Genomic DNA, 22758 nt, shown 5'->3' on the forward strand with positions numbered 1-22758 from the left:
ACTCGCAACCAGTTCCTCCACAATAGCAGCAACTCCTTTACCCCCTCCGCCCCAGTTAATGGCTTTGAACGAAAACACTAGCACCGACTCCTTGGCACCAAGCTCCTCGGTTCCCGTCTCGCAGGCGTGCACCGCTGTGGTTGGGCTTGGGTACGTTGGCCTGCCGCTTTGCCTTCAGTTCGCGCGCAGTGGTCACCGCGTGCTTGGCTTGGATATCGACCAGAAGAAGATCGACGCGATCAACGCAGGCAAGTCCTACATCGGCCACATTCCCTCGGACGATATTGCAAGACTCACGAAAGACGAACTGCTCACCGCTTCTACCGATTTCCAACAGGTTAAGCAAGCCAACACCGTTGTCATTTGTGTACCGACTCCACTCACCAAGCATCGTGAGCCGGACATCTCCTACATCCTGGCCACAGGTAAGGCCATTGCGCCTCACTTGCAACCCGGCACGCTGGTTGTCCTGGAATCCACCACCTACCCGGGGACCACCGACACCGAACTGCGCGAAGTCCTCGAAGCCGGCTCAGGCCTCAAAGCGGGTGAAGATTTCCATCTGGCGTTCTCTCCCGAGCGAGAAGACCCCGGCAACCCGAACAGCCACGTCGGTCGCATACCCAAAGTCGTTGGCGGCTACACACCGGCCTGCTTAGAGAAGGCTGTAGAGTTCTACTCCTCAGCAGTCGACAAGGTCGTGCCAGTCAATTCTTGCCGCGCGGCCGAAGCGACGAAACTGCTCGAGAATATCTACCGCAGTGTGAACATCGCCTTGGTCAACGAGTTGAAGGTCATCTATCACGCCATGGGGATCGATGTCTGGGAGGTAATCGAAGCGGCCAAGACAAAGCCCTTCGGCTACCAAGCCTTCTACCCCGGCCCAGGATTGGGCGGCCACTGCATCCCTATCGATCCTTTCTACCTGACCTGGAAAGCCCGCGAGTACGGCCACCCCACTCGCTTCATTGAACTCGCCGGCGAGATCAACACCGCCATGCCCGATCACGTGGTTAGCGTTATTGGCGAAGCGCTCAACACGCACAAAAAATCCATCAATGGCAGTTCGATCTTAGTCATCGGCCTCGCTTACAAGAAGAACGTCGGAGACGACCGCGAGTCGCCCAGCTACTCGTTCCTGGAAAAGCTCACCGAAAAAGGTGCCAGCGTCGACTACTACGATCCTTACGTGCCCGTCGTCGAGCCAACCCGCGAGCATCCCTCGTGCACCGGCATGCGTTCAGTTGATTGGTCCCAGAAGCAGCTCCAAAGTTACGACCTCGTGCTGATCAGCACAGACCACGATTGCATCGACTACAACGAGCTCACCCAATGGGCACCGCTCATCGTCGACACCCGCAACGCCCTGAAGAACATTACCACTTCGCCCAATCAGGTTTGGAAAGCCTAACTACCTTATGTCCGAATACCCCAGCCCTGAATACCTAGTCACCGGAGGAGCCGGCTTCATCGGCTCCAACCTCGTCGAACATCTTGTCAACCAAGGCAAGACGGTCCGCGTCATCGATGATTTCTCCACCGGCAAGCGCGAGAACCTAGCGCCCTGGGCAGACAAAATTGAAATCGTCGAAGGTTCCATCTGTAACCCTGAGGACTGCGCCCGTGCCGTCGAAGGCGTCACCTACGTGCTCCACCAGGCGGCCACCCCCTCGGTTCCCAAGTCGATTGAGTTCCCTCGCGAGACTACCGAGGTCAACGTCATGGGCACTACCAACATGCTCGTCGCCGCTCGCGATGCCGGCGTCAAGCGAATGACCTACGCCGCTTCGTCCTCGGCCTACGGAGATACACCCACGCTCCCCAAGGTCGAGACCATGCCCACCAATCCGCGCAGCCCGTACGCGCTGCAAAAGCTCACCGGCGAGCACATGTGCCGCATCTTCTTCGAGCAATACGGCCTGCAAACCGTCGCCATCCGCTACTTCAACGTTTTCGGGCCCCGTCAAGATCCATCGAGTCACTACAGCGCAGTGATCCCCAAGTTCATCACCGCTTACCTACGCAACGAGTCCCCCACCATCTACGGCGATGGCCAACAGTCCCGTGATTTCACCTATATCGATAATGTCGTTCATGCCAATCTTTTGGCTTGTACCGCTTCTGATGAGTGCGCCGGCAAAGTTTTCAACATCGCGTGCGGCCAAAGACTGACACTCCTCGAGCTGGCTGATACCATCAGAGAAGCGCTCGGCGCTTCCGCCTCCCCCAAGCATCTGGAGGAACGCGCCGGCGACGTACGCGACTCACTCGCAGACATTACCAAAGCCCAATCGATTCTCGGCTACGAAGTGCAGGTGCCGTTCAAGCAAGGCATCGAACTGACCATCGAAGCCTACAAAGCACTCCAACCCGCCCTCTCATGATGACGCACTCGTGATAACAGCAGCAACGATGACAGTAACAAGAAACACTGGTGAACGCTTCTCCAGCAAATTTCACCTGGTAAACACGCAACAATGACTATGCCCAACGCTAGCTCAGAAAACTCCGCAAACGCTCAACCAACACCCCCAGCCAGTGGCAAGGCTGCAGGCCGCTGGCACAGCGCGCGCCAGCTCCTTATCCAAGCCCGCATTCCACTGCTCGTCATCGGTCATGCCTTGGTCTTTGTGGCCGCCTATTGGCTCGCGTTTCTGCTCCGCTTCGACTTCTCGCTTGACCAGAACTACCAGAGCCTCTTCCTCAGGACGTTGCCACTGCTGGTGATCGTCAAGCTGGCTACGTTCTATGTGGCCGGGCATTTCCACGGGTGGTGGCGGTACGTCACGTTTACCGACCTCGTCACCCTGTTCCGCGCGGCAACCATCGCTACCGCCATCCTGGCCGGGCTAGACTACTTCCTATTTCCCTATCAGGTTCCCCGCTCGGTCGTCATTCTCGATTGGGGGCTCACCATTCTCGCCATCGGGGCGCTCCGCTCGGTCTGTCGCATCGCCTTAGAGCAGTCACTCAAATCAAAATCGACGCAGCAAACCCAACGGGCCCTCATCGTCGGCAATAGCTTCGAGTGCTCGCGGCTGGGCCAGCTTATTTCCTCACGTCCCGAGTGGGGCTACGAGGTCGTCGGACAGATCGGGCTCAATGGCGAAGCCAAGAAAAGCCGCTTCGCCTTCAATGCCCAGCTGGCCGGCTCCATCGACCAACTTGCCGAAGTCGCTGAGGAGAAAAACGCCAGTGTCGTCCTCCTTCGCGCCGGCCTGCTGCCCGGGGCAACGCTCCGCCAGCTCATGGACGATTGCACCGAGGCAGGGCTCCAACTCAAGGTCATCCCCGATCTGAAAGATCATCTCGATGGCAGCCACAAAGTCCCCATGCGAGACATCGAGATCACCGACCTCCTGCATCGCGATCCCGTCCAGCTCGATACCTCCTCGATCAACCATCTGATCGAAGGCAAAACCGTCATGGTCACCGGTGCCGGCGGTAGCATCGGCTCTGAGCTGTGCCGTCAGATCATGAAGTTCAACCCCCACTCGCTCATCCTCTTAGGTCGCGGCGAGAACCGCATCTTCAAGATCGACTTAGAACTCCGCGCCCTCAATACGGATACCGTCATCGAAGCCCGCATCGCCAGCGTCACCGACGAGCGCCGCATGCGTGCGATCTTCGAGGCCCACCGCCCAGACATCATCTTCCACGCCGCCGCCCACAAGCATGTGCCGCTGATGGAAGAAAACGTCGCCGAGGCAGTCCAAAACAACGTGCTGGGCACCAAAACCGTCGCCGACCTGGCCAATGAATTCGCCGTCGGCACGTTCGTCTTTATCTCCACGGACAAAGCCGTCAACCCGACCAGCGTCATGGGCTGCACCAAGCAACTGGGCGAACGCTACGTGATGGCCTTGGCCGCCGATACGCCCACCCGCTTCATGGTCACCCGCTTCGGCAACGTGCTGGGCTCCAACGGCAGCGTGGTGCCCCTGTTCAAAAGGCAAATCGAAAACGGCGGCCCGATCACCGTCACCGACGCCCGCATGACACGCTTCTTCATGACCATCCCCGAGGCCAGCCAACTGGTCCTGCAAGCCGCCGCCATCGGCGAAGACGGCCAAATCGTCGTGCTCGACATGGGCGAGCAAATCAAAGTCATCGACATGGCCCGCGACCTCATCCGCCTCGCCGGCCTCCCGGAGCACGCCATCGACATCGAAGTCACCGGCATCCGCCCGGGCGAAAAGCTGTACGAAGAACTCTTCGACGACCACGAAACCACCGTCGACATGCCGCACCCCAAGCTCAACGCAGCGCGGTACGTACGGCACACCGTGGGCGAAGTTACGGGGGAGATTGAGTCGCTCATCGGGGCTTGTGGCGAGGGGGACGAGGCGCTGCGGGATGTGATTCGCTCGATCGTTTTGAACTACGCTTCGAGTGAGGAGTTATCGAGCGAGCCAGACCAGTGCGATACCGGCCAGAGTGAAGCCGTCGAGCATGTAGCTGTGCCAGAACAAAATCTACCCTACTCAGCTGCGACACCAATGCGACAGTAGTCGTGAGATGAGCGGATTAGGAGCTGCAATCGGTCGATCTATTGGAGTAAAGAGCAGCGTGAAACATTACGGGATTCTATCCTATGCCACAGATTGCTTCGAATAATGAAGATCATATGTATTGCAGGAGCTCGACCCAATTTTATGAAAATAGCTCCCATCATGGAAGCTTTTCATTCTCATTCTGGTATTGAACCGCTGCTTGTTCACACAGGCCAGCACTACGATGAGAAAATGAGTAACCTCTTCTTTCGAGAGTTGGGGATTCCGGAACCGGATATCAATCTCGAAGTTGGCAGTGGTAGCCACGCTGTTCAGACTGCCGAGATCATGAGAGCTTTTGAGCCGGTTTGTATCGAACATGCCCCAAATTACGTCCTAGTTGTCGGTGACGTCAACAGTACGATTGCCTGCGGGTTAGTCGCAGTGAAGCTCGGTATCAAGCTAATTCACGTCGAGGCAGGCTTGCGAAGCGGTGATCGGAGGATGCCTGAGGAAATCAATCGACTTCTGACTGATTCAATCAGCGACTTACTCTTTTGCACGGAGCGATCGGGTGTTGAAAATCTTCGCCGTGAAGGGGTCGCTGCCGAGCGAGTGCATCTAGTCGGTAACGTCATGATCGACACGTTACTGAAGAATCGCGAAAAAGCTGAACGGTCAACTATCCTCGCAGATATGGGGCTAGAAGCTGGAGGCTATGCCACAATGACCCTGCATCGCCCTAGCAACGTCGATAATCCTAAACGACTCTCGAACATCCTCGACGCCATTGACCACATCCAACGCGACCTTCCCATTGTCTTTCCAATCCACCCCCGTACTCGTAAGAACGTCTCGGCCTTTAGTTTTGAGGATCGGGTAAAGTCGATGAAGAACCTTCATGTGGTTGAACCCATTGGCTATCTCGATTTCCTTAAGCTAAATGCGTCTGCAAAACTCGTTCTGACAGACTCTGGCGGCCTTCAAGAAGAGACAACGATTCTGAAGGTGCCGTGCATCACCATTCGTGAGAATACCGAGCGCCCAGTTACGTGTGACATTGGTTCTAATCAATTGGTTGGCACAAGTACTGACGCGATCTTAGGTGCCTACGAGAGAATTGCATCCAACCAATTCGATCAGGCTGGCATTCCTGGACTCTGGGATGGCAAAGCTGCCAGCCGGATCGCAAGCATTCTGATCGATGTGGATGCTCAAACTATGTCAGTTACGAAACCTTGATGGAGCACTCTCACTTGGGTGAACGACTGCAATTGCCAGACTGGCTACAGGAAAGCCAATAATCTCTGAAACCTCAAGAGTCGTGAAAGTTGCTCTGCTCTTCCTGAGCCAGAGCCTTAACAAGCTAATCGGATTTCTATTTCTTCCGATAATTGCACGATCGATGACGTTGGAAGACTACGGGACCTACGGACAGGTGCTCTTGACCGGCAATTTTGCGGGCAGATTATTTTCATTTGGTCTGGCCACGGTGATTTTCGTTTTCTATGCGCAGAATCGTGGCAAAGAGGCGTCAGTTTTTCAGAGCAACCTCCTTGGCTCCATAGTCATTGGTTTGATTGGGTCGCTACTCGTATTTCTGTTTTCGTCTGAAATCGGCCTGTTCCTGGGGAACGACAAGCTAGGCCCACTGTTAAAAGTGTACGCGATTGTTGTCCCTTTCGGAATCGTCAAGACAACGCTCGATTCAACACTAATCTATTTCAGCAAGATCAAGACATCGGCTGTGCTGTTGGTGATCGGAAATCTCGTTTCGTTTGCACTCATGCTCTCTTGCTTGTTTTTCTACTACTCACTGTACAATTTTATTGCCTCAGTCGTCGTTGGCAGTATCTTCAACTCGCTTCTCCTAGCAGCGTTCGTACCTCGCGACCTGTTGCGATGGAAAGGTATGGACCTGAAGTTGATTCGCCGACAAATCTGGATTGGGTTCCCGCTAGGCATTTCCCTCATGCTGGGGCTTGTTTTCAAGCTCACCGATAGCGCGATCGTTAGCAAACTACTGGGAGTAGAGCAATATGCTGTATTTCGCAACGGCGCTATTGAGTTGCCATTTATTGCCGCGATTTACTCGTCGGTTACGAAGATCGTACTACCCGATATCTCAAAGTTGTTCGCCAATGGGCAAATGCTTGAGATCGTTAAGTTAAAAAGGAGGATCGCATCTTACAACGCGATCTTTATCTATCCACTCGCAAGTTTTTTGGTCGTTTTTGCCGAACCAATTGTTTCGTTTTACTTCTCTAAGAAGTACGTAGAGAGTGCGCCGATCCTTGCAATCTATACGCTGATCCTCTTTTTCCGCGTTGTCAATTATGGTGATATATTCACCGCGGCTAGCAAGAACTTTCAGCAAGTACTGATTTTCCTAACAGCAATCGCTATCAATGTACCGCTGACATTCATATTGGTGAAATCGATGGGCCCACCTGGAGCTGCCGTAGCGACCGTTGCAGGTTACGCATTATTGCTTCTACTATTGCTGAACTACAGCACGAAAATTCTGGATGTCAGCATACATGCTTATTTTGACTTTGTTTTACTAGGGAAGATTATTGGGGCGTGTGTGCTAGGCATAATATCGTCTTTCCTTATTTATCACTCAATAGGAGGGGGGGCTGGGTTCTGTGCAGCGCTGGTGATGTACTCGACTATACTCGCTTGTTGTTACTATTGGGGCGACATATTCCCAGTTGAGCTACTTGAGGCAATCATGTTGAAGAAGAAATTAGGTGCGGGCCTTAGCGTAGAATGATTTAACGAAAAAAAGAATCGCTGCAACGCAATTTGTGAGCAATCGGGGCACATCGCTGTGAGGATATTCCATCTAATGCTTCTTAAATCAAGCTGAATTGGGCGACACGTTTTTCAGAAAGTGAAGGAGTATGCTTAGCAAATTTAAATACAAGATGTTTCACACAATCGGCCGATGGGCCATTGAGCCCATCTTGGAGAAGGACTCACAAAAAAGACCCCCCAATGAACGATCTGTGGAGTATTCCTACGCGCTGAATTGGGTGAGCAAAATGCCTGTCGAGAATATTCTTGATGTTGGCACCGGCAAGTCAGCTTGGCCCCATCTCTTGACTACTTGTGGTTACCGTGTAGTTGCGATGGATCAAGTCAAAGACTATTGGGGTAGCTATTTCAATCGACACTATAAAATCACTGTTGATGACATTACCGATCCAGCAATCGATCATGAATTTGATGTAATTACGTGCCTCTCGGTATTGGAGCACATCCCGAATCATGTTGCTGCGATAGCTGGTATGAAAAGTTTGCTTACCCCGGGTGGAAGCATCGTATTGTCATTTCCATATAACGAGCGACGATACAATCCCAACATCTATGAGGAAGCTAGTTCGACGTATGGCCAAGATGCTAGCTTCGTAACGCAAGTTTTCTCACGAGAAGAAGTTAATTGTTGGTGTCGCGAATGTGATCTGTATGTCAAGGACCAAAAGTACTTCAAAGGTTTCACTGGCGAAATGTGGACTTTTGGTGAAAGGGTAATGCCTGTAGAAGAAGCGTCACAGGACACATTGCATCAATTGACTTGCTTGGTCTTAAATGCCAGATAGATGAAATATTTCACAAATCTTCTGGGCAGAGAGTCCAAGCAGATTTCCCGGTTGCTTGGGCCATCAATCTCTTGGTCAACTGACATAGCGATAGTTATGAAGCAGGCACTTAGTGCATGAAAAAGCCGTTGCACATCATTAACAATGCTCTCCCGGATATTCAGGGGGGGTACTCAATTCGGACTCACTCGCTCCTCATGGCTCAACGTGCGATTGGCATGATTCCCCGCGCCATCGTCGTTCCGTCAACACCGATTGATCGCAGGGAGCGAACAGTTGTTGGTCCTGGAATGGTCTCTTATGACTGCGATGGCATTGCCTATTTAGGCATCCCCGACCAGTCCAGCAGATTGAGAAAGGCAATTTTGAAGACGGCACTAACGCTCAAGAAAATTGGAGTTCGCGGACTCGGTCGCACCATACCCTATCGCGTCAACGAATCGACGGTGCATAGAATTATTGACTATGCCTGCCAAAACATCGACTTTGATGTCCTGCATGCGCATTCCCCCAGTCGCTGTTTCGACTTTGCCGCAAAACTAGGCCAAGCGAAAGGTGTTCCGATCGTCTACGAGGTGCGAGGTTTTTTCGATCTATCGCAAGAGGCCGAAGGAGCATCGACTCAAAAAGCAAGAGCAAAACGAATGCAAACCGAGCTTGCCGCCTGCCGTGGTGCTGGTCGGGTCGCTACGCTCGGCGCTGCGATGAAGCAGCATTTGATTGATCTAGGGATTGATTCGGAGAAAATAGATCTCTTTCCCAACGGTGTTGACGCACTCGAGCGGGTCAAAAAAACGGACCGTCTGGAATTCCGGAGACGCTTGGGATTCTCTACGGATGATTTTATCTGCGGATGCTTTACCAATGTGCGAAAACTGGAAGGACTGGGGACTGCTATTAAGGCAATCAAATTGCTTAATGATACTGGGCACAAAGTAAAGTTCTTGCTGGTAGGAGATGGGACCGACATGGCAAGGCAAAAACAGTTAGCCAACTCGTTAGGAATATCGGGGCAAATTATTTTTCAGGGGAGGGTGCCCAAAGCCGAAATCGCCTCCTACTACTCTGCTCTCGATGCTTACCTCATTCCCAGAATCAACAAGCCTGTGTGTCATATCGTAGCGCCTGTAAAAATCCTAGAGCCAATGGCGAAGGGTGTGCCGTTGGTGATTAGCAATCTCCCTGCGCTTGTCGAACACACGGGTGACGACCGTGGCTTAAGCTTTGAGCCCGACAACAAAACGGATCTTGCCAGCAAGATTTCAAGTCTAATCGCATCACCTGAAAGAGGATCGGCAATTGCCGAGAGGGCACGTGATTGGGTGCTGACAAACCGGTCATGGGAACAAATTGCAAGACGGACCATGGAAAGCTATCAAAAGCTATTGAATCAATCTGATTCCAAAGGGCCTAAATTGTTCGGATGAGAGCAGTTGCCTTCCTACCTGAGAGTGAGGCGATGGAAGCCGGGGTATCGGAACTAAAGGTAACCATCGCTTATGTCCACCATGGAACAGGGGTAGGTGGCGCTCCGCTTAGTTTAGCAAACATAATATCGAGTCTCGACAAGAAGAGATTTCGAGCAGTTGTGTTTTGCCTCCAAAGCGCTGCCTGCGATTTGTTTCGCAATGCTGGTGCGCAAGTCATTATTGTTCCTCATATACCGACATTTCGACACACCACCGCAGGCTCTACTTCTCCCGTCAGCCCAAAGTTTTGGCTAGCAAGGGTCCGGAATTGTTTGGCACAGGATACTTGGCGCAGGCACTTTGCAGCAGTGAATCCAGCTATCATTCACTTCAATTCTATTACCCTGACTCCTTTACTAAGTACTGCCAAACAAAGCACCACGAATGTTGTGGTTTCGATCCGCGAAACGGCAGTCCCGGGGACCTTTGGATTCCGTAGACGCTACACTAAATACATGCTCAATAAGTACGCCAGAGCAATCCACTTCATATCAGAGTTTGATAAACAATTGCATGGCCTGAAAACACCGATTTGCAAAGTCATTCGAAACTGGGTTGACTTCAAACTCTTTGTCAGGACTGCTGATGGAACGAATGTACGAACTTCTTTGGGAATTGGTGCCGGTCAAACTGTCGTGTTGACGCTGGGAGGTGTCACACGCATTAAGGGGACAGAGGTTTTTCTTAAAGCGGCATCCCTCCTGAAGCATCGCAAAGACATCACCTTCTTGGTTGTCGGTCTTGATCTTGACAAAATCGCAAACACGTCACCGCTCAAGAGAGCCGTTAAGAAGCTCTTGGGATATGGGCATGGGGCTGTTCTACACAAGATCTTCTCAAATTCCGAGTTAACGCAGAATACGATCTGCTGCAAACACCGATCGGACATCCCGGATATCATAGCAGCCAGCGACATGGTGGTTTTTTCGGCGATCCGGCCCCATCAAGCGAGACCCTCTTTTGAGGCAGGCGCCATGGCCAAGCCGATTATCGCGAGTCATTTTGACTGCCTGAAAGAAAGCATCACAGACCACGTCAATGGCATCTTTTTCCCCCCACACGATTCACAAGCATTGGCGAAAGCGATCAGTGAGCTCGCGGATTCAAAATCGTTGACGACATCAATGGGGTCTAAGAATTGGAAGCATGCGGTCGCTATGCACAACAAAGACATCAATTGCTCTCAAGTTATTGAGCTCTATGAACAATGCTTGAGAACCGCAGACGAAAGAGAGAAGACCGATAACGCCCAAGAAGCGACTGCCTCCTGATGTATCGCTCTCCTTCATCTAACCGTCTCGCAAAAATGACCGGGGTTGAGCGAAGCATTTGTGCACTCCTTGTCCTAGGTATTCTGCAAGCGATTTGCATGACACTACTTGAGCCAATAGTAGTTGAACGCTCATTTGTTCTTTTTCGACTCACGCCATGGAACCTGTTTCCTAGCGACATGCTATTGGTCCCACTTCTTGTCATCTACGGAGTCACCAGCCGTCTTTCTCGCCAATCGAACTTCGGTTACGGAAAGCTGTTGATGTGCTGGTGGGCAATCTGTATCTCAGGGCTAGTCTGGGGCAAGCTAAACGACGCGCCCCTTGTTATCGACGATGTTAGGTATTATTTCCTGCGTTCCGGAGCGACAGTTGGCGCTTTCTGGCTAGGGAGTCATGTAAGGAATTGGGCTCGGATCCTAAACTTAGTTGCGAATGCCGGTGTCGTTCTTGGCGCGTACTACGTCATAGAAGGGGGAACGCAGCTTACGACCGGAGGCCCTCTATTGATGAGTCCTGGCTTTCAAGGCTGCCATGCACTTAATTTACCACTAGCTATATTGATCGTCGATCTGTTCTTTGGTGCCAATGTCATTCAGGGACACAAGGTCTTGAAAGTGGTTGTTATTCTTTCAGGCATTGTTCTGTCGTTAAGCAAGCCAGCTGTAGCCGGAGCGTTCCTTGTTGTCATTGCTGCATTTATGGCAAGCCCAGCGAGTGTCCAGTCATCGAAGTCTGGCCAATACTTAAAATTCGGTGGAATATTACTAGTTTTAGTAACACTATTCTTGTTTGTAATCATGAATAATGAGTCAGCAATGAGTCACGTCCAGCGTGCCTATCTAAAGGAAGGTACGGGGGGCGAGCTTAGTGGCGGCAGAATGGCTATGTGGGAACATAGTCTCCTCGGGGTATGGAAGGACAACGCCTTATTCGGCCATGGAATGGGTCACTATGTGACAATGTGGGTAACTGACCCGATCACGAGAAAAACCATTTTTATCGAGAACTTGGACCACCACAATCAGGTCATCAAGTTTATCGACCAGATTGGTCTGGTCGGGTGTTCGCTCGTTGCCGCGATTCTTGTTGCGTGGTACAGGAAGACGATTGTTCTTGTTCGCTCTCTGAAAGGCGCTCGCCAGCTGGCTGCGACTAGTCTATTCGCTTTTGTTCTCTCGGTAATTGGCATATCTTTTTTCGGCGCTGGCATTCGTATGTCGTCGATTGGCTTTCTGTTTTGGATGTCTCTTGGTTTGATTCCTGCAATATCGAAGAGGCGTCCTAAGTCATTTCAAGTGCGGGACCGGAAAGAAATGGCTCCAAAGCCCTTGACGCATTCTTTTTGTTAGTTCGAGCCTGACTTGGTTAACCAAACACTACGAACACGCGAAGGCAAGAATCTTGGACATCGGGCACTTGCTTTGAAGAAACGTATAAGGGGTATCTATAAATTGACAAGACAGGCAGGAAATCGTGGCGTATTACAAACTCTAAGGTTAGGAGTTGGCATCCTAGTCAGCAGGACAATTTTAGTTCCTTTGAGCGGAATGCATGCTCGAATAACCATGTGGTGTTGGGGTGTAGAGTGGGGGAGTGGATTGAGAGCTAACGGTCGAATTCGATTGCACAATGCCGGGCAGTTCGTGATTGGAAGGAACGTTCGTATCAACTCGGGCCCTGCCAACTTTGTGGGGGGTGATCGACGAATGGCCTTCTGGGTCGGCTCCAAAGGTACACTCGATATCGGCGATGGTTGCGGTTTGTCCAACTCGACCATTGTCTGCATCGATAAAGTAAGTATCGGTGCTGAGACCTTCATTGGGGGCGGGTGCGAGATTTACGACACGGACTTTCATCAACTCGACCCCGACGACCGAATTGCTAATCGAGGTCACATCGGTCACGGCCCAATCTCGATCGGTCCGCGGGCCTTCATCGGTAGTGGCTCAACGATTCTTAAGAACGTGACTGTCGGCGAAGGTGCCGTTATAGGGGCGGGCAGCGTTGTGACTAAGCCTGTACCGCCTTTCGAGATCTGGGCAGGAGTTCCGGCACGGTTTATCCGAAGGGTGTGACGCACGAGATTTAGAAAGAAGTAGCTTTTCGGACTACGAATGAATGTACTGATAATAATAGCAATGAATTACCCGGGAGGTAGCGCAGCAGCTAACCGGATTCAAAAAATTGCACGAGGCTTGGCACGGGCTGGGGAAAAACCAATGGTACTCGCCGCACGCATTGCTGCTCACGAACTGGAAACGGCAATAGAAACCGAATGGCAGTATGATGACTACAACATTCCCTACAAGCATGTAGTATGGCCCACCACTGGAAGTTTCCTGCCTTACAACGCTCGCCTAATTTTGCACTTGCGCCCTAGATTCCAGAATGCGATCGAGACCTTGGCTGAACAAACACTCCCGGATGCCGTCATAATTTACGGGCATTCGGGACTAATCTCCAATCCAATCAGAAAGTTCTTTCAGAGGCGTGAGATCCCAGTAGTCATGGACATTACTGAGTATCATCCGACGACGATTCGACGAATGCTTATGACGCAATCGTTCGACCAGTGGCTTTGCATGAAACGACTCTTACCAAAGCTGGACGGTGTAATTGCAATTTCACGATGGTTGGAAGAGTTTGCAAGAAGGCACAAACGCCCCGTGCTTCGCATCCCTGCTCTCGGTGAAGGTCTTGAGGAACCGTTGTCGTCCTCTGCTGAATCCGAGAAGTTTACGATGACCTATCTCGGTTCAATGATTGAGCGAGACTTGCCCCACTCTCTGCTTGACGGGGTATTGGCGGCAGCTAGTCGTGGGCTGGAACTCGATTTAGTCATTGTGGGGCGTTTGGAGGCAACATCAGCTGGGCGCGCAGCAAGAGCCAGGATAAAAGGAGATCCGCGGCTATGTAAATGTGTGACCGTAACGGGATGGCTGACTGATGAGGAGATGAGAAGCCGCTTAAGAGAGAGTGACTGTTTTGTGCTGCTGCGGGACGACGAGATTCAAACTCGGGCCTGTTTTCCCACGCGTCTACCAGACTACCTTCAGAGCGCTAAGCCCACAATTCTGTCTGCGGTTGGCGACGTTAATTTGTACTTTAGGCACCGTCAGAATGCGTGGTTATTAAAGCCGGGCAGCGGCCCTGGCGAGTTAGCAGACGCATTGATTTACCTACATGAGCATCCTCATGAGGCGTCTGAAATAGGTCGCGCTGGATTTCACACATGCTTAGAGGAGCTGGGATACCAACAACATGGATCTCGGCTCTCCGAATTCCTGACAAAGCTCGTCGTGTAAACTTCAATCTCAGGTGGACTGCAACTCAATGCGCACAAGACCTACGCCCAATAGTCACCAAAGTTTTTTCGAATTATTACCGCTTAGTCGTGGGAGCGGACAACTACCCCGACAGAACTACTGAGAAGGCATACAGTAGCTTGTTGCTTGTGAATTCCTAGCTCGCCTATGAATACTGAAATCCAACCAGCGCCACTTGCGAACGATCAGGCAGTTACGCGCCCACTCAGCGTTTGCTTTATTTTCGCTTCTTCAGGAATTGGTGGCGCGGAGCGAACAATGGTACGCCTCATGGCTGCGTCTCATCCAGGCGTACTAAGGTGCTCACTGGTTCTGGCAGGACCAGAGAACTCTGATCTTATTCAAATGATTGAACCCTTAGGTGTGCCGTGGCAACGTGTGGGTAAACTTGCGGTTCGCTCGCTGTCTCAGGCTTTCACGAATTTCCAACCAGACATCGTTTATTGTTTCGGACAAATTCGCACTCTCTGGTGGGCAAGAGCGGCAAGAAGAGCAGGAATACCAGTTGTTATTGGCGCAGAACGAGGGTCAGGAACACGCTGGATTAACCGGATTGGTCGCTCTTTGGACAAGCGTACGCTCGACGGCTACATAACAAACTCACACACTACAGCAGGCGTACTCAAAGATAAGATAAGAATTCGACCCGAGCTTGTTCACGTCATTCGCAATGGTCTCTCCATCGATTCAGGAGAACCACCGCTACTGAATCCGCAATGGGAATTCGGTTCACCCACGGTGGTATGTGTCGCAAACATTCGACCGATGAAGGGACAGATGATCCTCCTTCGTTCAGTAGCATCCCTGCGTGATGAATTTCCGAATCTCCGAGCGGTACTAGTCGGAAGGGATCTGACTAATGGCCAGTTCGCTAAGCAGGCTGCGAGTGTAGGACTGAGTGACACTTATACTTGGACTGGATTCCTACCGAATGTTCGTGCGGTCTTAGATCGTGGCGATCTCTTCGTACTGCCATCTCGACTTCGAGAAGGCCTTCCAACATCAATTCTTGAAGCAATGCAGGCTGGGATCCCGGTAATCGGGACAGACGTCGGCGGCGTGCGGGAGCTAATAGTTCCAGGTAAGACTGGCATTTTGATTGAGCCTGATAATGTCGACGCTCTGGCAAGTGCGATTCGGACTATGTTGAGTGCACCCGACACTTGCCACCGTTTTGGCGAAGCGGGCCGTCAACTAGTAGAATCTGAATTTACAATAGAACGAATGGTTGAGAAGCACTGTCGCGTATTTCGCGAAATTCTTGACTCAAAAAATGAGCACTCAGAGCAGATAAATGCTTAATGCTATACCTGTGACTTACTACCACAGCATTGGGACCCATCCCCATGTCAGGCCGAAGTCTTTTCTTACCTTAGAGCCACATCTATTCGAGCAGCAGATACGACGGTTGATTAGTCGAGGATTCACGTTTGTCGATCTTCAGGCCACATACGACTATGTCTCTGGAAGTCGAATGTCGAATTCGCCAGAAATCGTACTCACTTTCGACGACGGTTTCCTCGATAACTGGACGCACGTTTTCCCAATGGCCAAAAGGCTTGGATTTAAATTTACGATCTTTATCAACCCGGAATTCGTTGACCCACGTGATATCGTACGACCCACACTCGATGACGTTGCAGCCGGCAAAATCTCCAATGAGAAATTAGATTGGTGGGGTTTTTTGTCTTGGCCAGAAATGAGGATTATGGAGGAGTCAGGATTGGTCGATATCCAGTCACACACCTTAACTCATACGTGGCATTTCAGTGGGGAGAAAATCGTAGATTACCATCACCCAGGAGATTCCTATCAATGGTTGACCTGGAACAGACACCCAGAGACTAAACCTTTCTGGATGAACAAATTCGATGAAGAGTTAGTGCCCTTCGGCACACCAATATACGAGCATGGTCGATCTATCGCTGTAAGGCGCTACGAACAAAGCAGGGAAGTCGATAAGCAATTGGCTGAGTTTACGGCCCAAAGTGGCGGTGCGAGTTTTTTCGAACAGGCAGACTGGCGTGCGCAGATTGAGCATGAACATAAATTGATCTTAAAAGATAGTGCAGGAACCTCCCGCTTCGAGACCGAAGCTGAGCATCAAGATCGTGTGAAGTCTGAGGTTGTCGATGCAAAATGCATAATTGAACAGAAGCTAAATAAAGAGGTTCGGTTTGTTTGCTGGCCAGGAGGTGCTGAAACAGAACTTGCTCGGCAAATCGCCTTGGACTCTGGACATCTTGCCACCACTAAAGGCGTCAAACCCAATGCGCCCTCTAGCGGTGATCCGACTCACATCTACCGAGTCTCTTCCTGGTTCAACGCACCAATTCCAATGTGGCTAAAATGGTGGATATTAGACGGGCAATTTGATCGCGCAAGTCAAGTCCGATCTCTGAACGCAGCGCTAGCTAGCTCCCTCGCTAATTTGCGACGTTTTTTTGTACAATAGGGCACGCCAGCGCATTTAGACAACGAAAGATGAACAAGAAACTTAAGGCAATCTACTACTCGCTTCCGCCACGATTGCAAGACTTGGCGATTTCTGCGCATGGTTACAGGCTGAAATCACAGCGGTTCGGTTCAGTTTGGAGACGGAAAGTCGACGAATTGATGTCTTCTCAATGGTGGAATGCTGAGAGTCATCGAGAATACCAGCTTTCGAAATTGCGACAGTTAGTCAAGGAGGCTGTCGATTGGACAACTTACTATCGTGAGACGCTCGGGGACAGCAAGATATCTCCAAGCAGTTTCCAAAGAATCGAAGACATCCGTAAGCTACCAATTCTAGATAAGAGTGTTCTGCGCTCACGAACGAAAGATTTTTATAACCTTGCACCTTGGCGAAAGCCAGTGGAGATAGAGCTAACGAGTGGCTCTACCGGCACACCTCTGGCCATACCGGTAGATCAGGAATCCATCTCGACAGCAGTAGCATTGCTAGAGCGGCAGTATCGCTGGGCAGGCGTCTCATTCATGCAACGCCACGCACGACTTGCGGGCGCTATTATATCAAAGAATGACGATCCTATCAGGCCATATCGCTTCAACTACGCCTGGAACCAGCTCCTATGCTCTAGCTACCATCTCACCCCGCCTAATATTCGAAAGATTGCTCAGGCATTAGGTGCGTTCCGACCAAAATACCTACATTGTTATCCTTCAGCCGGGTATTCTGTCGCAAAGTGGTTAAATAAAAATCCGCGTTTCAAGTCGAAAATCGGGTTGCAAGCTGTCTTTACAACCGCGGAAACCCTGTACGATTTTCAACGTCAGGAAATGGAGAACGCCTACGGTTGCACTGTATGGAATCACTACGGAAGCGCGGAAGGCGCGCCATTCATAGGGCAATGCGACCAAGGGAGACTACATGTTAACGATGAGTCGGGTATTGTCGAATTCCTTCGCCCTGATGGCACACCGGCAAGTGCCGGGGAAGAAGCTGAAATGGTCGTTACTAGCTTCCGCTCTTTTGGAGTGCCTCTAATTCGCTACCGCATCGGTGACTATGCTATCTGGTCGGATGAAGAATGCCCGTGTGGTCGTGAGATGACTGTTGTGTCAGAGATTCGCGGACGTCATGACGACGTTATGGTCACTTCTGAACGTGGGGTTGTCGGAAGGCTAAGCCAAGTTTCGAAGGTCGCTCCTCAGGCTTTTATCGAAAGTCAGATCGAAGAGCTGCAATTGGACTATTTCATTTTCCGTTATGTGCCTGACCCCAACTACTTTCTTGCCGAGCGTGACCTTCCAGCTATAGCAGGAGAAATGAGGGAGCGTCTCGGATCGGGAATTCATATCGATTTTAAGAAGCTCGACCAGATCGAGTGTGGCGCGCGTGGGAAATTTCGTTCGATGATCGGGTTACCACGAGAATTATGGCCAAGGGATTACCAATGAAGCCTAGCAAGCAAGACGTTTCTGTTAGGGCGTAAGTGCACGCATCCTGGCGGACCATTGGCATTCATCCACAGAAGCCGCTTCCAAGAGCTATCTCTTGCCGCATTTCAAGGTAGCCAAAAATCGTTAACGAAATTGTTTTCTCTTTCACGACAATGGGTGCTCACACATCAAGATCCACCCGAGCAAACCAACCCATTCGGCCCTAGCGATATCTAACCATCCCCAACCCACACTTCCTTCTCCTCGGTTCCTACCCCGACTCCGTCGCCGGTTTTCGTGGCGACTTAATTCGTGCGTTGGTCGACACCGGCAGTAAGGTGACGGTGATGACGGCCGACGCTTCTCCTGAGGTAGAGCAGCGTATTCGCGCACTCGGCGTGGAGTTTCGTCCTTACTCGATTCAGCGCAACGCCATGAGTATCAGCAGCGACCGTCAGACGCTCACAGAACTGCGCACCGCTCTCGCTGAACTGAAACCGACTACGATTTTGGCGTATACCATTAAACCGATCATCTGGGGTGGGATCGCCTGGAGAAGTAGTGCGGCGCGAAGGTGTAATGAGACACGCTTTTTTGCGCTGGTCACGGGGCTCGGGTATGCGTTTCAAGGTGGTAGCCTCAAACGTCGCGTGTTGAGCACCATCGTCACCAAGCTTTACCGGACTGCTTTGCGACACGCGACGGCGGTGATCTTTCAAAACGCCGACAATCGCGACCTGTTTGTCGAGAGGCGAATCGTTGACGCAGCGAAGTGCCATGTCGTGAGCGGCTCGGGGATCAACGTCGCTGAGTTTGCCCAGTCGCCACTGTCAAAGAAGCCGCCGGTGCTGAAAATTGATGGGCCTGCGGGCCCACCGCACTTTCTGCTGATCGCTCGTCTGCTGGGCGAGAAGGGGATTCGTGAGTACTGCCGCGCCGCGGAGCAAGTGAAAGCGAAGGTCCCCGAGGCGCGGTTTTCGCTCGTGGGTCCCGAAGATCCGTCACCCGATGGGATTTCCCTTGAGGAGATCAAGCGTTGGCACGACGCGGGCACCATTCACTATCACGGCGCGACCACTGACGTGCGCCCGTTTCTACAGGATTGCCACATCTACACGTTACCCTCCTATCACGAGGGGATGCCGCGCACCGTGCTGGAAGCGATGGCCACGGGTCGCCCGATTCTCACGACCGAAGTGCCTGGCTGCAAGGAAACCGTGCAACAAGGCGTCAACGGTTGGTTGGTTCCCAAAGCAGATGCCGACGCGCTGGCCGAGCGGATGCTGTGGTTTATCGAGAATCGCGATCAATGGCAGACGATGGCCGACGCCAGCCGGAAACTGGCTGAGGAGAAGTTTGATGTGCGGATCGTCAACCAGCAGATGCTTGCCATCATGGGATTAGAATAATGATGGGTTTAGACTAACGGCGGGAATCGAGCAGCAGAGTGATTGCAAGTCTTGAGATTGGAGAAGTTGGACCGGATTACCAGATTGGCTAGATCAACGAGATTTTTTTGAGACGGGATTTACTAGATTGACTGGATGGATGATTGATGGTGTTCTTCTACAAATAGTTTCCCGTCGATCCTGTGCATCCTGTTATCCGGTCTAATATTGCCTGAGTATCGATGAAAAGAGCTTTAGACATCATCGCTGCCGCTTGCGGCTTGGCTGCACTGTTGCCATTCATTTTACTCATCGCTCTGCTCGTGCGTTGGAAAATGGGAAGCCCTGTGTTGTTTCGGCAAGTGCGCCCAGGGCTCGACGGCAAGCCGTTTGAGATGGTCAAGTTTCGCACGATGCGCGACGCGACCGATGCCGCTGGCGAACCCCTGGCGGATGCTGAGCGGCTAACATCGCTGGGGAAATTCTTGCGCTCCAGCAGCCTGGATGAATTGCCCGAGCTGTGGAACGTGCTCAAAGGCGACATGAGCCTCGTCGGGCCGCGTCCGTTGTTGATGGAGTATCTCGATCGCTACACGCGGGAGCAGGCGCGGCGGCATGAGGTGCGACCGGGTATTACCGGTTGGGCGCAAATTAACGGGCGGAATGCGATTAGTTGGCAGGAGAAGTTTGCTTTGGACGTGTGGTATGTCGATAATGCAAGTTTGTGGTTGGATCTCAAGATTCTCGTCCAAACCGTCTGGCAGGTCATAGCCCGCAAGGGAATTAGCGCCGGCGAGCACGCGACGATGCCGAAGTTTGAGGGGCCCAAGTCTGAAGGCTCGGCGTTTGAGGGGCCAAATGTTGAAGGGGCAGAGTCTGAAGGCGTCGGCGAGCCGTGAGTCCCTGAGTCGTGGAGTTGGCTATGGAGTTAATCGTTGAATAGCATTCGGAAAGAAATTGAACTGTGCCTACGAGCGGGCATCGAGTTGGCTGGCCTCGAGTCGCCAGCGGAACTAAACGACGAGACACGCTTGCTGGAGACAGGGCTCGACTCGCTCGGCCTGGCGATGCTGGTTGTCGATCTCGAAGACCGCTTGGGCTACGACCCGTTCACGCTAATGAAAGAGCCGGTCTACCCGAAAACGTTCGGGCAGTTCGTGCAGCTCTACGAGCGCTTCTCTGAACATCGTCGTGCTGAACATCGCCGAGCCGAGCATCCTCAATCTGAGAATTCTTAGTGAAGCACCTCATTGATCACATCTCGAACCGAGTTGACGATAGTCCGCTAATCTTTCATGGCGATGTCGCCCTGTCGTCCGGTCAGGTGCTCGAAAGAGTGAACGCGATTAGATCGAGTGACACTTGTTTGCGAGGGAATCGGTGCCATGTCCAGAGTGACAATGGTCAAGGGGAGAATGATCTCGACGCAATCCTGAGCCTCATTGCCGCGGATGGGTGGTCTGCTGCCATTGTCATGGGTTCCAGCGGAGAGCGACCCACCGAGCTAAGCGAGCTTCCAACAACGTGCGACACGCGTTGGCACTTGGCGACCTCGGGGACGACTGGCGAGCCGAAATGGGTTGCACACAGTTTGGCGAGCTTAACCCGTTCACTCAAAGTCGATTCTAGCAAAGGAGCGACCGTACGCTGGGGTTTACTCTACGACCCGTGTCGATTTGCGGGGCTTCAAGTAGTGCTTCAGGCGCTACTTGGCGGATCGAGCTTGGTGATACCTTCCGACCGGACGAACTTTATTCAAACGGTTTCCGAGTTTCAGAGTCACCGTGTCAATGCGCTATCAACAACTCCCAGCTACTGGCGCAAGTTGTTGATGGCCGGGATCGCGGAGAATCTCGACCTCCGCCTCGTGACCTTAGGTGGAGAGATCGCGGACGCGACACTGCTTGTGGCACTCCAGGAAGCATTCCCGCAGGCTCGCGTCACTCACATCTACGCAAGTACCGAAGCAGGCGTTGGCTTCGCGGTGAGCGACGGCCAGGCAGGCTTCCCGGCAGAGTTTCTCGATCGCCCAGCGCAGGGCGTCGAACTGAAAGTCGACGAGCGGGGGCAGCTCTTGGTACGCTCGCAGGAGACTCCCGCCAGCTACGCCGACGGGACATCGATCACGGATAGGCAAGGCTGGGTCCCAACAGGTGACCTCGTCGAAAAGCGTGGCGATCGCTACTGCTTTCTCGGCAGGACGAACCGAGTGATCAATGTTGGTGGGGACAAGGTCCATCCCAAAGAAATCGAGGACGTGGCTCTTTCAGTACCTGGGGTCGCTTTGGCGCACGTGAGGGCGAAATCAAACGCAATCGTCGGCCAGGTGCCAGAGCTCTTTGTGGAGCCCAGCAGTGATGTTGCCACCGATGATGCCGATCGCACGGCGTTGCGTGAAACGGTTCTGGAGCGCTGTCGCGCTGAGTTGCCCCGCGTAAAATGGCCCGCGAAGGTCACGATCGTCGATGAACTGCAATTGTCAGCAGCGGGAAAGTTAGTTGGCACAAGTCCCCAGGGCACTGTTTCCAATGGGGATGGTTTCAAGGAAGGGGTCTCGCATGCCGTCTAATGAAGCACGACTAGTCCTGGTAACGGGAGCAACACGCGGCCTCGGGCTGGCGATTGCAGAGCGCTTAGCTGCCGATGGCTATCGGATTATCGCCACGGGTCGACAGCCTAGTGACGCGCTTGATGCGCTGATCAAGGAGAACCCCTCGATCGCCTTTCGCGCGTTGGATTTAGGCGATCACGAGAGTCTCCACCCGTTTTGCACGGCGCTCAAAGAGGAGTTTGGCCCGCTTTACGGCCTCGTCAACAACGCCGCTATAGCCCGCGATGGTGTGCTGGCAACCATACACGATAGCGAAATCGCCGAAGTCGTGAACGTTAATGTACTGGGCACGATTTTGCTAACCAAATACGCCCAACGCGCGATGTTTCAGAAAACCGGCCGGCAAACCGACGCCCGGATCGTGAACATTGCGTCGGTAGTGGGAACCTCCGGCGCTAGTGGCCTCTCAGTCTATGGGGCAACGAAAGCAGCGCTGCTCGGATTTACTCGCTCGTTGGCTCGTGAAGTGGGGCGGATCGGCATTACCGTCAACGCGGTGTCGCCTGGATACATGGAAACGGAGATGTCCGCTGGACTTGGAGCCGACGCACTGGCTAAGGTAGTGCGACGATCTCCGCTGGGGGTTTTGAGCGAAGTTCAGGATGTCGCAGCCGCGGTTGCTTATTTACTCTCTGACGATGGAAAGCGTGTCACGGGGATCGAACTGAAAGTCGATGCCGGCGCAACGAGTTGACTCCCTAAGGAAA

The 22758-nt window shown here is 52.3% G+C and carries 19 protein-coding genes; all 19 read left to right on the forward strand.

Annotation, left to right across the window (positions count from 1 at the left end):
- Positions 1-58: 58 nt before the first annotated feature.
- The 19 genes from HG15A2_RS00950 to HG15A2_RS01040 all read left to right on the forward strand — a co-directional run bounded on the left by HG15A2_RS00950 (position 59) and on the right by HG15A2_RS01040 (position 22745).
- Positions 59-1411, forward strand: coding sequence for a nucleotide sugar dehydrogenase (locus tag HG15A2_RS00950; RefSeq protein WP_145056940.1), 1353 nt, complete (start codon positions 59-61; stop codon positions 1409-1411).
- Between the two features lie 7 nt (positions 1412-1418).
- Positions 1419-2384, forward strand: coding sequence for an SDR family oxidoreductase (locus tag HG15A2_RS00955; protein ID WP_145056942.1), 966 nt, complete (start codon positions 1419-1421; stop codon positions 2382-2384).
- 93 nt (positions 2385-2477) lie between these two features.
- Positions 2478-4511, forward strand: a complete 2034-nt coding sequence (locus HG15A2_RS00960) for a polysaccharide biosynthesis protein (RefSeq protein ID WP_145056944.1) — start codon at positions 2478-2480, stop codon at positions 4509-4511.
- A gap of 105 nt (positions 4512-4616) precedes the next feature.
- Entirely contained in the window at positions 4617-5735 is a 1119-nt protein-coding gene (wecB, locus tag HG15A2_RS00965; RefSeq protein ID WP_261342146.1) for a non-hydrolyzing UDP-N-acetylglucosamine 2-epimerase, read from the forward strand.
- An 82-nt stretch (positions 5736-5817) separates the two neighbouring features.
- Complete coding sequence (locus HG15A2_RS00970) at positions 5818-7269, forward strand: oligosaccharide flippase family protein (protein ID WP_246117847.1); 1452 nt, start codon at positions 5818-5820, stop codon at positions 7267-7269.
- A gap of 271 nt (positions 7270-7540) precedes the next feature.
- Positions 7541-8098, forward strand: coding sequence for a class I SAM-dependent methyltransferase (locus HG15A2_RS00975; RefSeq protein WP_218932234.1), 558 nt, complete (start codon positions 7541-7543; stop codon positions 8096-8098).
- A gap of 116 nt (positions 8099-8214) precedes the next feature.
- Positions 8215-9525 carry a glycosyltransferase family 4 protein gene (locus HG15A2_RS00980; RefSeq protein WP_145056950.1) on the forward strand — a complete coding sequence of 437 codons (1311 nt, stop codon included), beginning with the start codon at positions 8215-8217 and terminating at the stop codon, positions 9523-9525.
- Positions 9522-10838, forward strand: a complete 1317-nt coding sequence (locus HG15A2_RS00985) for a glycosyltransferase family 4 protein (RefSeq protein WP_145056952.1) — start codon at positions 9522-9524, stop codon at positions 10836-10838. The genes HG15A2_RS00980 and HG15A2_RS00985 overlap by 4 nt, the downstream gene beginning before the upstream one ends.
- 509 nt (positions 10839-11347) lie before the next feature.
- Complete coding sequence (locus HG15A2_RS23720; RefSeq protein ID WP_246117996.1) at positions 11348-12190, forward strand: O-antigen ligase family protein; 843 nt, start codon at positions 11348-11350, stop codon at positions 12188-12190.
- A gap of 357 nt (positions 12191-12547) precedes the next feature.
- A complete protein-coding gene (locus HG15A2_RS00995; protein ID WP_218932236.1) occupies positions 12548-12916 on the forward strand; it encodes an acyltransferase in 369 nt (122 codons plus the stop codon).
- A gap of 144 nt (positions 12917-13060) precedes the next feature.
- Positions 13061-14146, forward strand: coding sequence for a glycosyltransferase (locus tag HG15A2_RS01000; protein WP_246117848.1), 1086 nt, complete (start codon positions 13061-13063; stop codon positions 14144-14146).
- Positions 14147-14512: 366 nt separating this feature from the next.
- The gene (locus HG15A2_RS01005; protein ID WP_218932238.1) at positions 14513-15469 is read left to right on the forward strand and encodes a glycosyltransferase family 4 protein; all 957 of its coding nucleotides are present in this window, start codon (positions 14513-14515) and stop codon (positions 15467-15469) included.
- Positions 15470-15641: 172 nt separating this feature from the next.
- Positions 15642-16622 carry a polysaccharide deacetylase family protein gene (locus HG15A2_RS01010; protein ID WP_218932239.1) on the forward strand — a complete coding sequence of 327 codons (981 nt, stop codon included), beginning with the start codon at positions 15642-15644 and terminating at the stop codon, positions 16620-16622.
- A gap of 29 nt (positions 16623-16651) precedes the next feature.
- Entirely contained in the window at positions 16652-18070 is a 1419-nt protein-coding gene (locus tag HG15A2_RS01015; RefSeq protein ID WP_145056963.1) for a phenylacetate--CoA ligase family protein, read from the forward strand.
- 290 nt (positions 18071-18360) lie between these two features.
- A complete protein-coding gene (locus HG15A2_RS01020; protein ID WP_391483935.1) occupies positions 18361-19461 on the forward strand; it encodes a glycosyltransferase family 4 protein in 1101 nt (366 codons plus the stop codon).
- Between the two features lie 221 nt (positions 19462-19682).
- Positions 19683-20339 carry a sugar transferase gene (locus tag HG15A2_RS01025; protein ID WP_145056967.1) on the forward strand — a complete coding sequence of 219 codons (657 nt, stop codon included), beginning with the start codon at positions 19683-19685 and terminating at the stop codon, positions 20337-20339.
- A 36-nt stretch (positions 20340-20375) separates the two neighbouring features.
- Positions 20376-20678, forward strand: a complete 303-nt coding sequence (locus tag HG15A2_RS01030; RefSeq protein ID WP_218932241.1) for an acyl carrier protein — start codon at positions 20376-20378, stop codon at positions 20676-20678.
- Positions 20678-22009 carry an ANL family adenylate-forming protein gene (locus tag HG15A2_RS01035; protein ID WP_145056969.1) on the forward strand — a complete coding sequence of 444 codons (1332 nt, stop codon included), beginning with the start codon at positions 20678-20680 and terminating at the stop codon, positions 22007-22009. Before HG15A2_RS01030 ends, HG15A2_RS01035 begins: the two co-directional genes overlap by 1 nt.
- Positions 21999-22745 (forward strand): SDR family NAD(P)-dependent oxidoreductase, encoded by a 747-nt coding sequence (locus tag HG15A2_RS01040; protein WP_145056971.1) that lies wholly within the window; start codon positions 21999-22001, stop codon positions 22743-22745. The genes HG15A2_RS01035 and HG15A2_RS01040 overlap by 11 nt, the downstream gene beginning before the upstream one ends.
- The last annotated feature ends 13 nt before the right edge of the window (positions 22746-22758 follow it).

This window comes from Adhaeretor mobilis (assembly GCF_007741515.1).
GTDB classification, from domain to species: domain Bacteria; phylum Planctomycetota; class Planctomycetia; order Pirellulales; family Lacipirellulaceae; genus Adhaeretor; species Adhaeretor mobilis.

What these genes read in the sequence shown, in the direction of transcription:
- HG15A2_RS01040 (WP_145056971.1), top strand. Translation starts at nt 21,999, where the DNA reads ATGCCGTCTAATGAAGCACGACTAGTCCTGGTAACGGGAGCAACACGC.
- HG15A2_RS00975 (WP_218932234.1), top strand. Translation starts at nt 7,541, where the DNA reads ATGCCTGTCGAGAATATTCTTGATGTTGGCACCGGCAAGTCAGCTTGG.
- HG15A2_RS01015 (WP_145056963.1), top strand. Translation starts at nt 16,652, where the DNA reads ATGAACAAGAAACTTAAGGCAATCTACTACTCGCTTCCGCCACGATTG.
- HG15A2_RS00960 (WP_145056944.1), top strand. Translation starts at nt 2,478, where the DNA reads ATGACTATGCCCAACGCTAGCTCAGAAAACTCCGCAAACGCTCAACCA.
- HG15A2_RS00950 (WP_145056940.1), top strand. Translation starts at nt 59, where the DNA reads ATGGCTTTGAACGAAAACACTAGCACCGACTCCTTGGCACCAAGCTCC.
- HG15A2_RS23720 (WP_246117996.1), top strand. Translation starts at nt 11,348, where the DNA reads ATGAGTCCTGGCTTTCAAGGCTGCCATGCACTTAATTTACCACTAGCT.
- HG15A2_RS00985 (WP_145056952.1), top strand. Translation starts at nt 9,522, where the DNA reads ATGAGAGCAGTTGCCTTCCTACCTGAGAGTGAGGCGATGGAAGCCGGG.
- wecB (WP_261342146.1), top strand. Translation starts at nt 4,617, where the DNA reads ATGAAGATCATATGTATTGCAGGAGCTCGACCCAATTTTATGAAAATA.
- HG15A2_RS00995 (WP_218932236.1), top strand. Translation starts at nt 12,548, where the DNA reads ATGGCCTTCTGGGTCGGCTCCAAAGGTACACTCGATATCGGCGATGGT.
- HG15A2_RS01025 (WP_145056967.1), top strand. Translation starts at nt 19,683, where the DNA reads ATGAAAAGAGCTTTAGACATCATCGCTGCCGCTTGCGGCTTGGCTGCA.
- HG15A2_RS00980 (WP_145056950.1), top strand. Translation starts at nt 8,215, where the DNA reads ATGAAAAAGCCGTTGCACATCATTAACAATGCTCTCCCGGATATTCAG.
- HG15A2_RS01005 (WP_218932238.1), top strand. Translation starts at nt 14,513, where the DNA reads ATGATTGAACCCTTAGGTGTGCCGTGGCAACGTGTGGGTAAACTTGCG.
- HG15A2_RS01010 (WP_218932239.1), top strand. Translation starts at nt 15,642, where the DNA reads ATGTCGAATTCGCCAGAAATCGTACTCACTTTCGACGACGGTTTCCTC.
- HG15A2_RS00955 (WP_145056942.1), top strand. Translation starts at nt 1,419, where the DNA reads ATGTCCGAATACCCCAGCCCTGAATACCTAGTCACCGGAGGAGCCGGC.
- HG15A2_RS01000 (WP_246117848.1), top strand. Translation starts at nt 13,061, where the DNA reads ATGGTACTCGCCGCACGCATTGCTGCTCACGAACTGGAAACGGCAATA.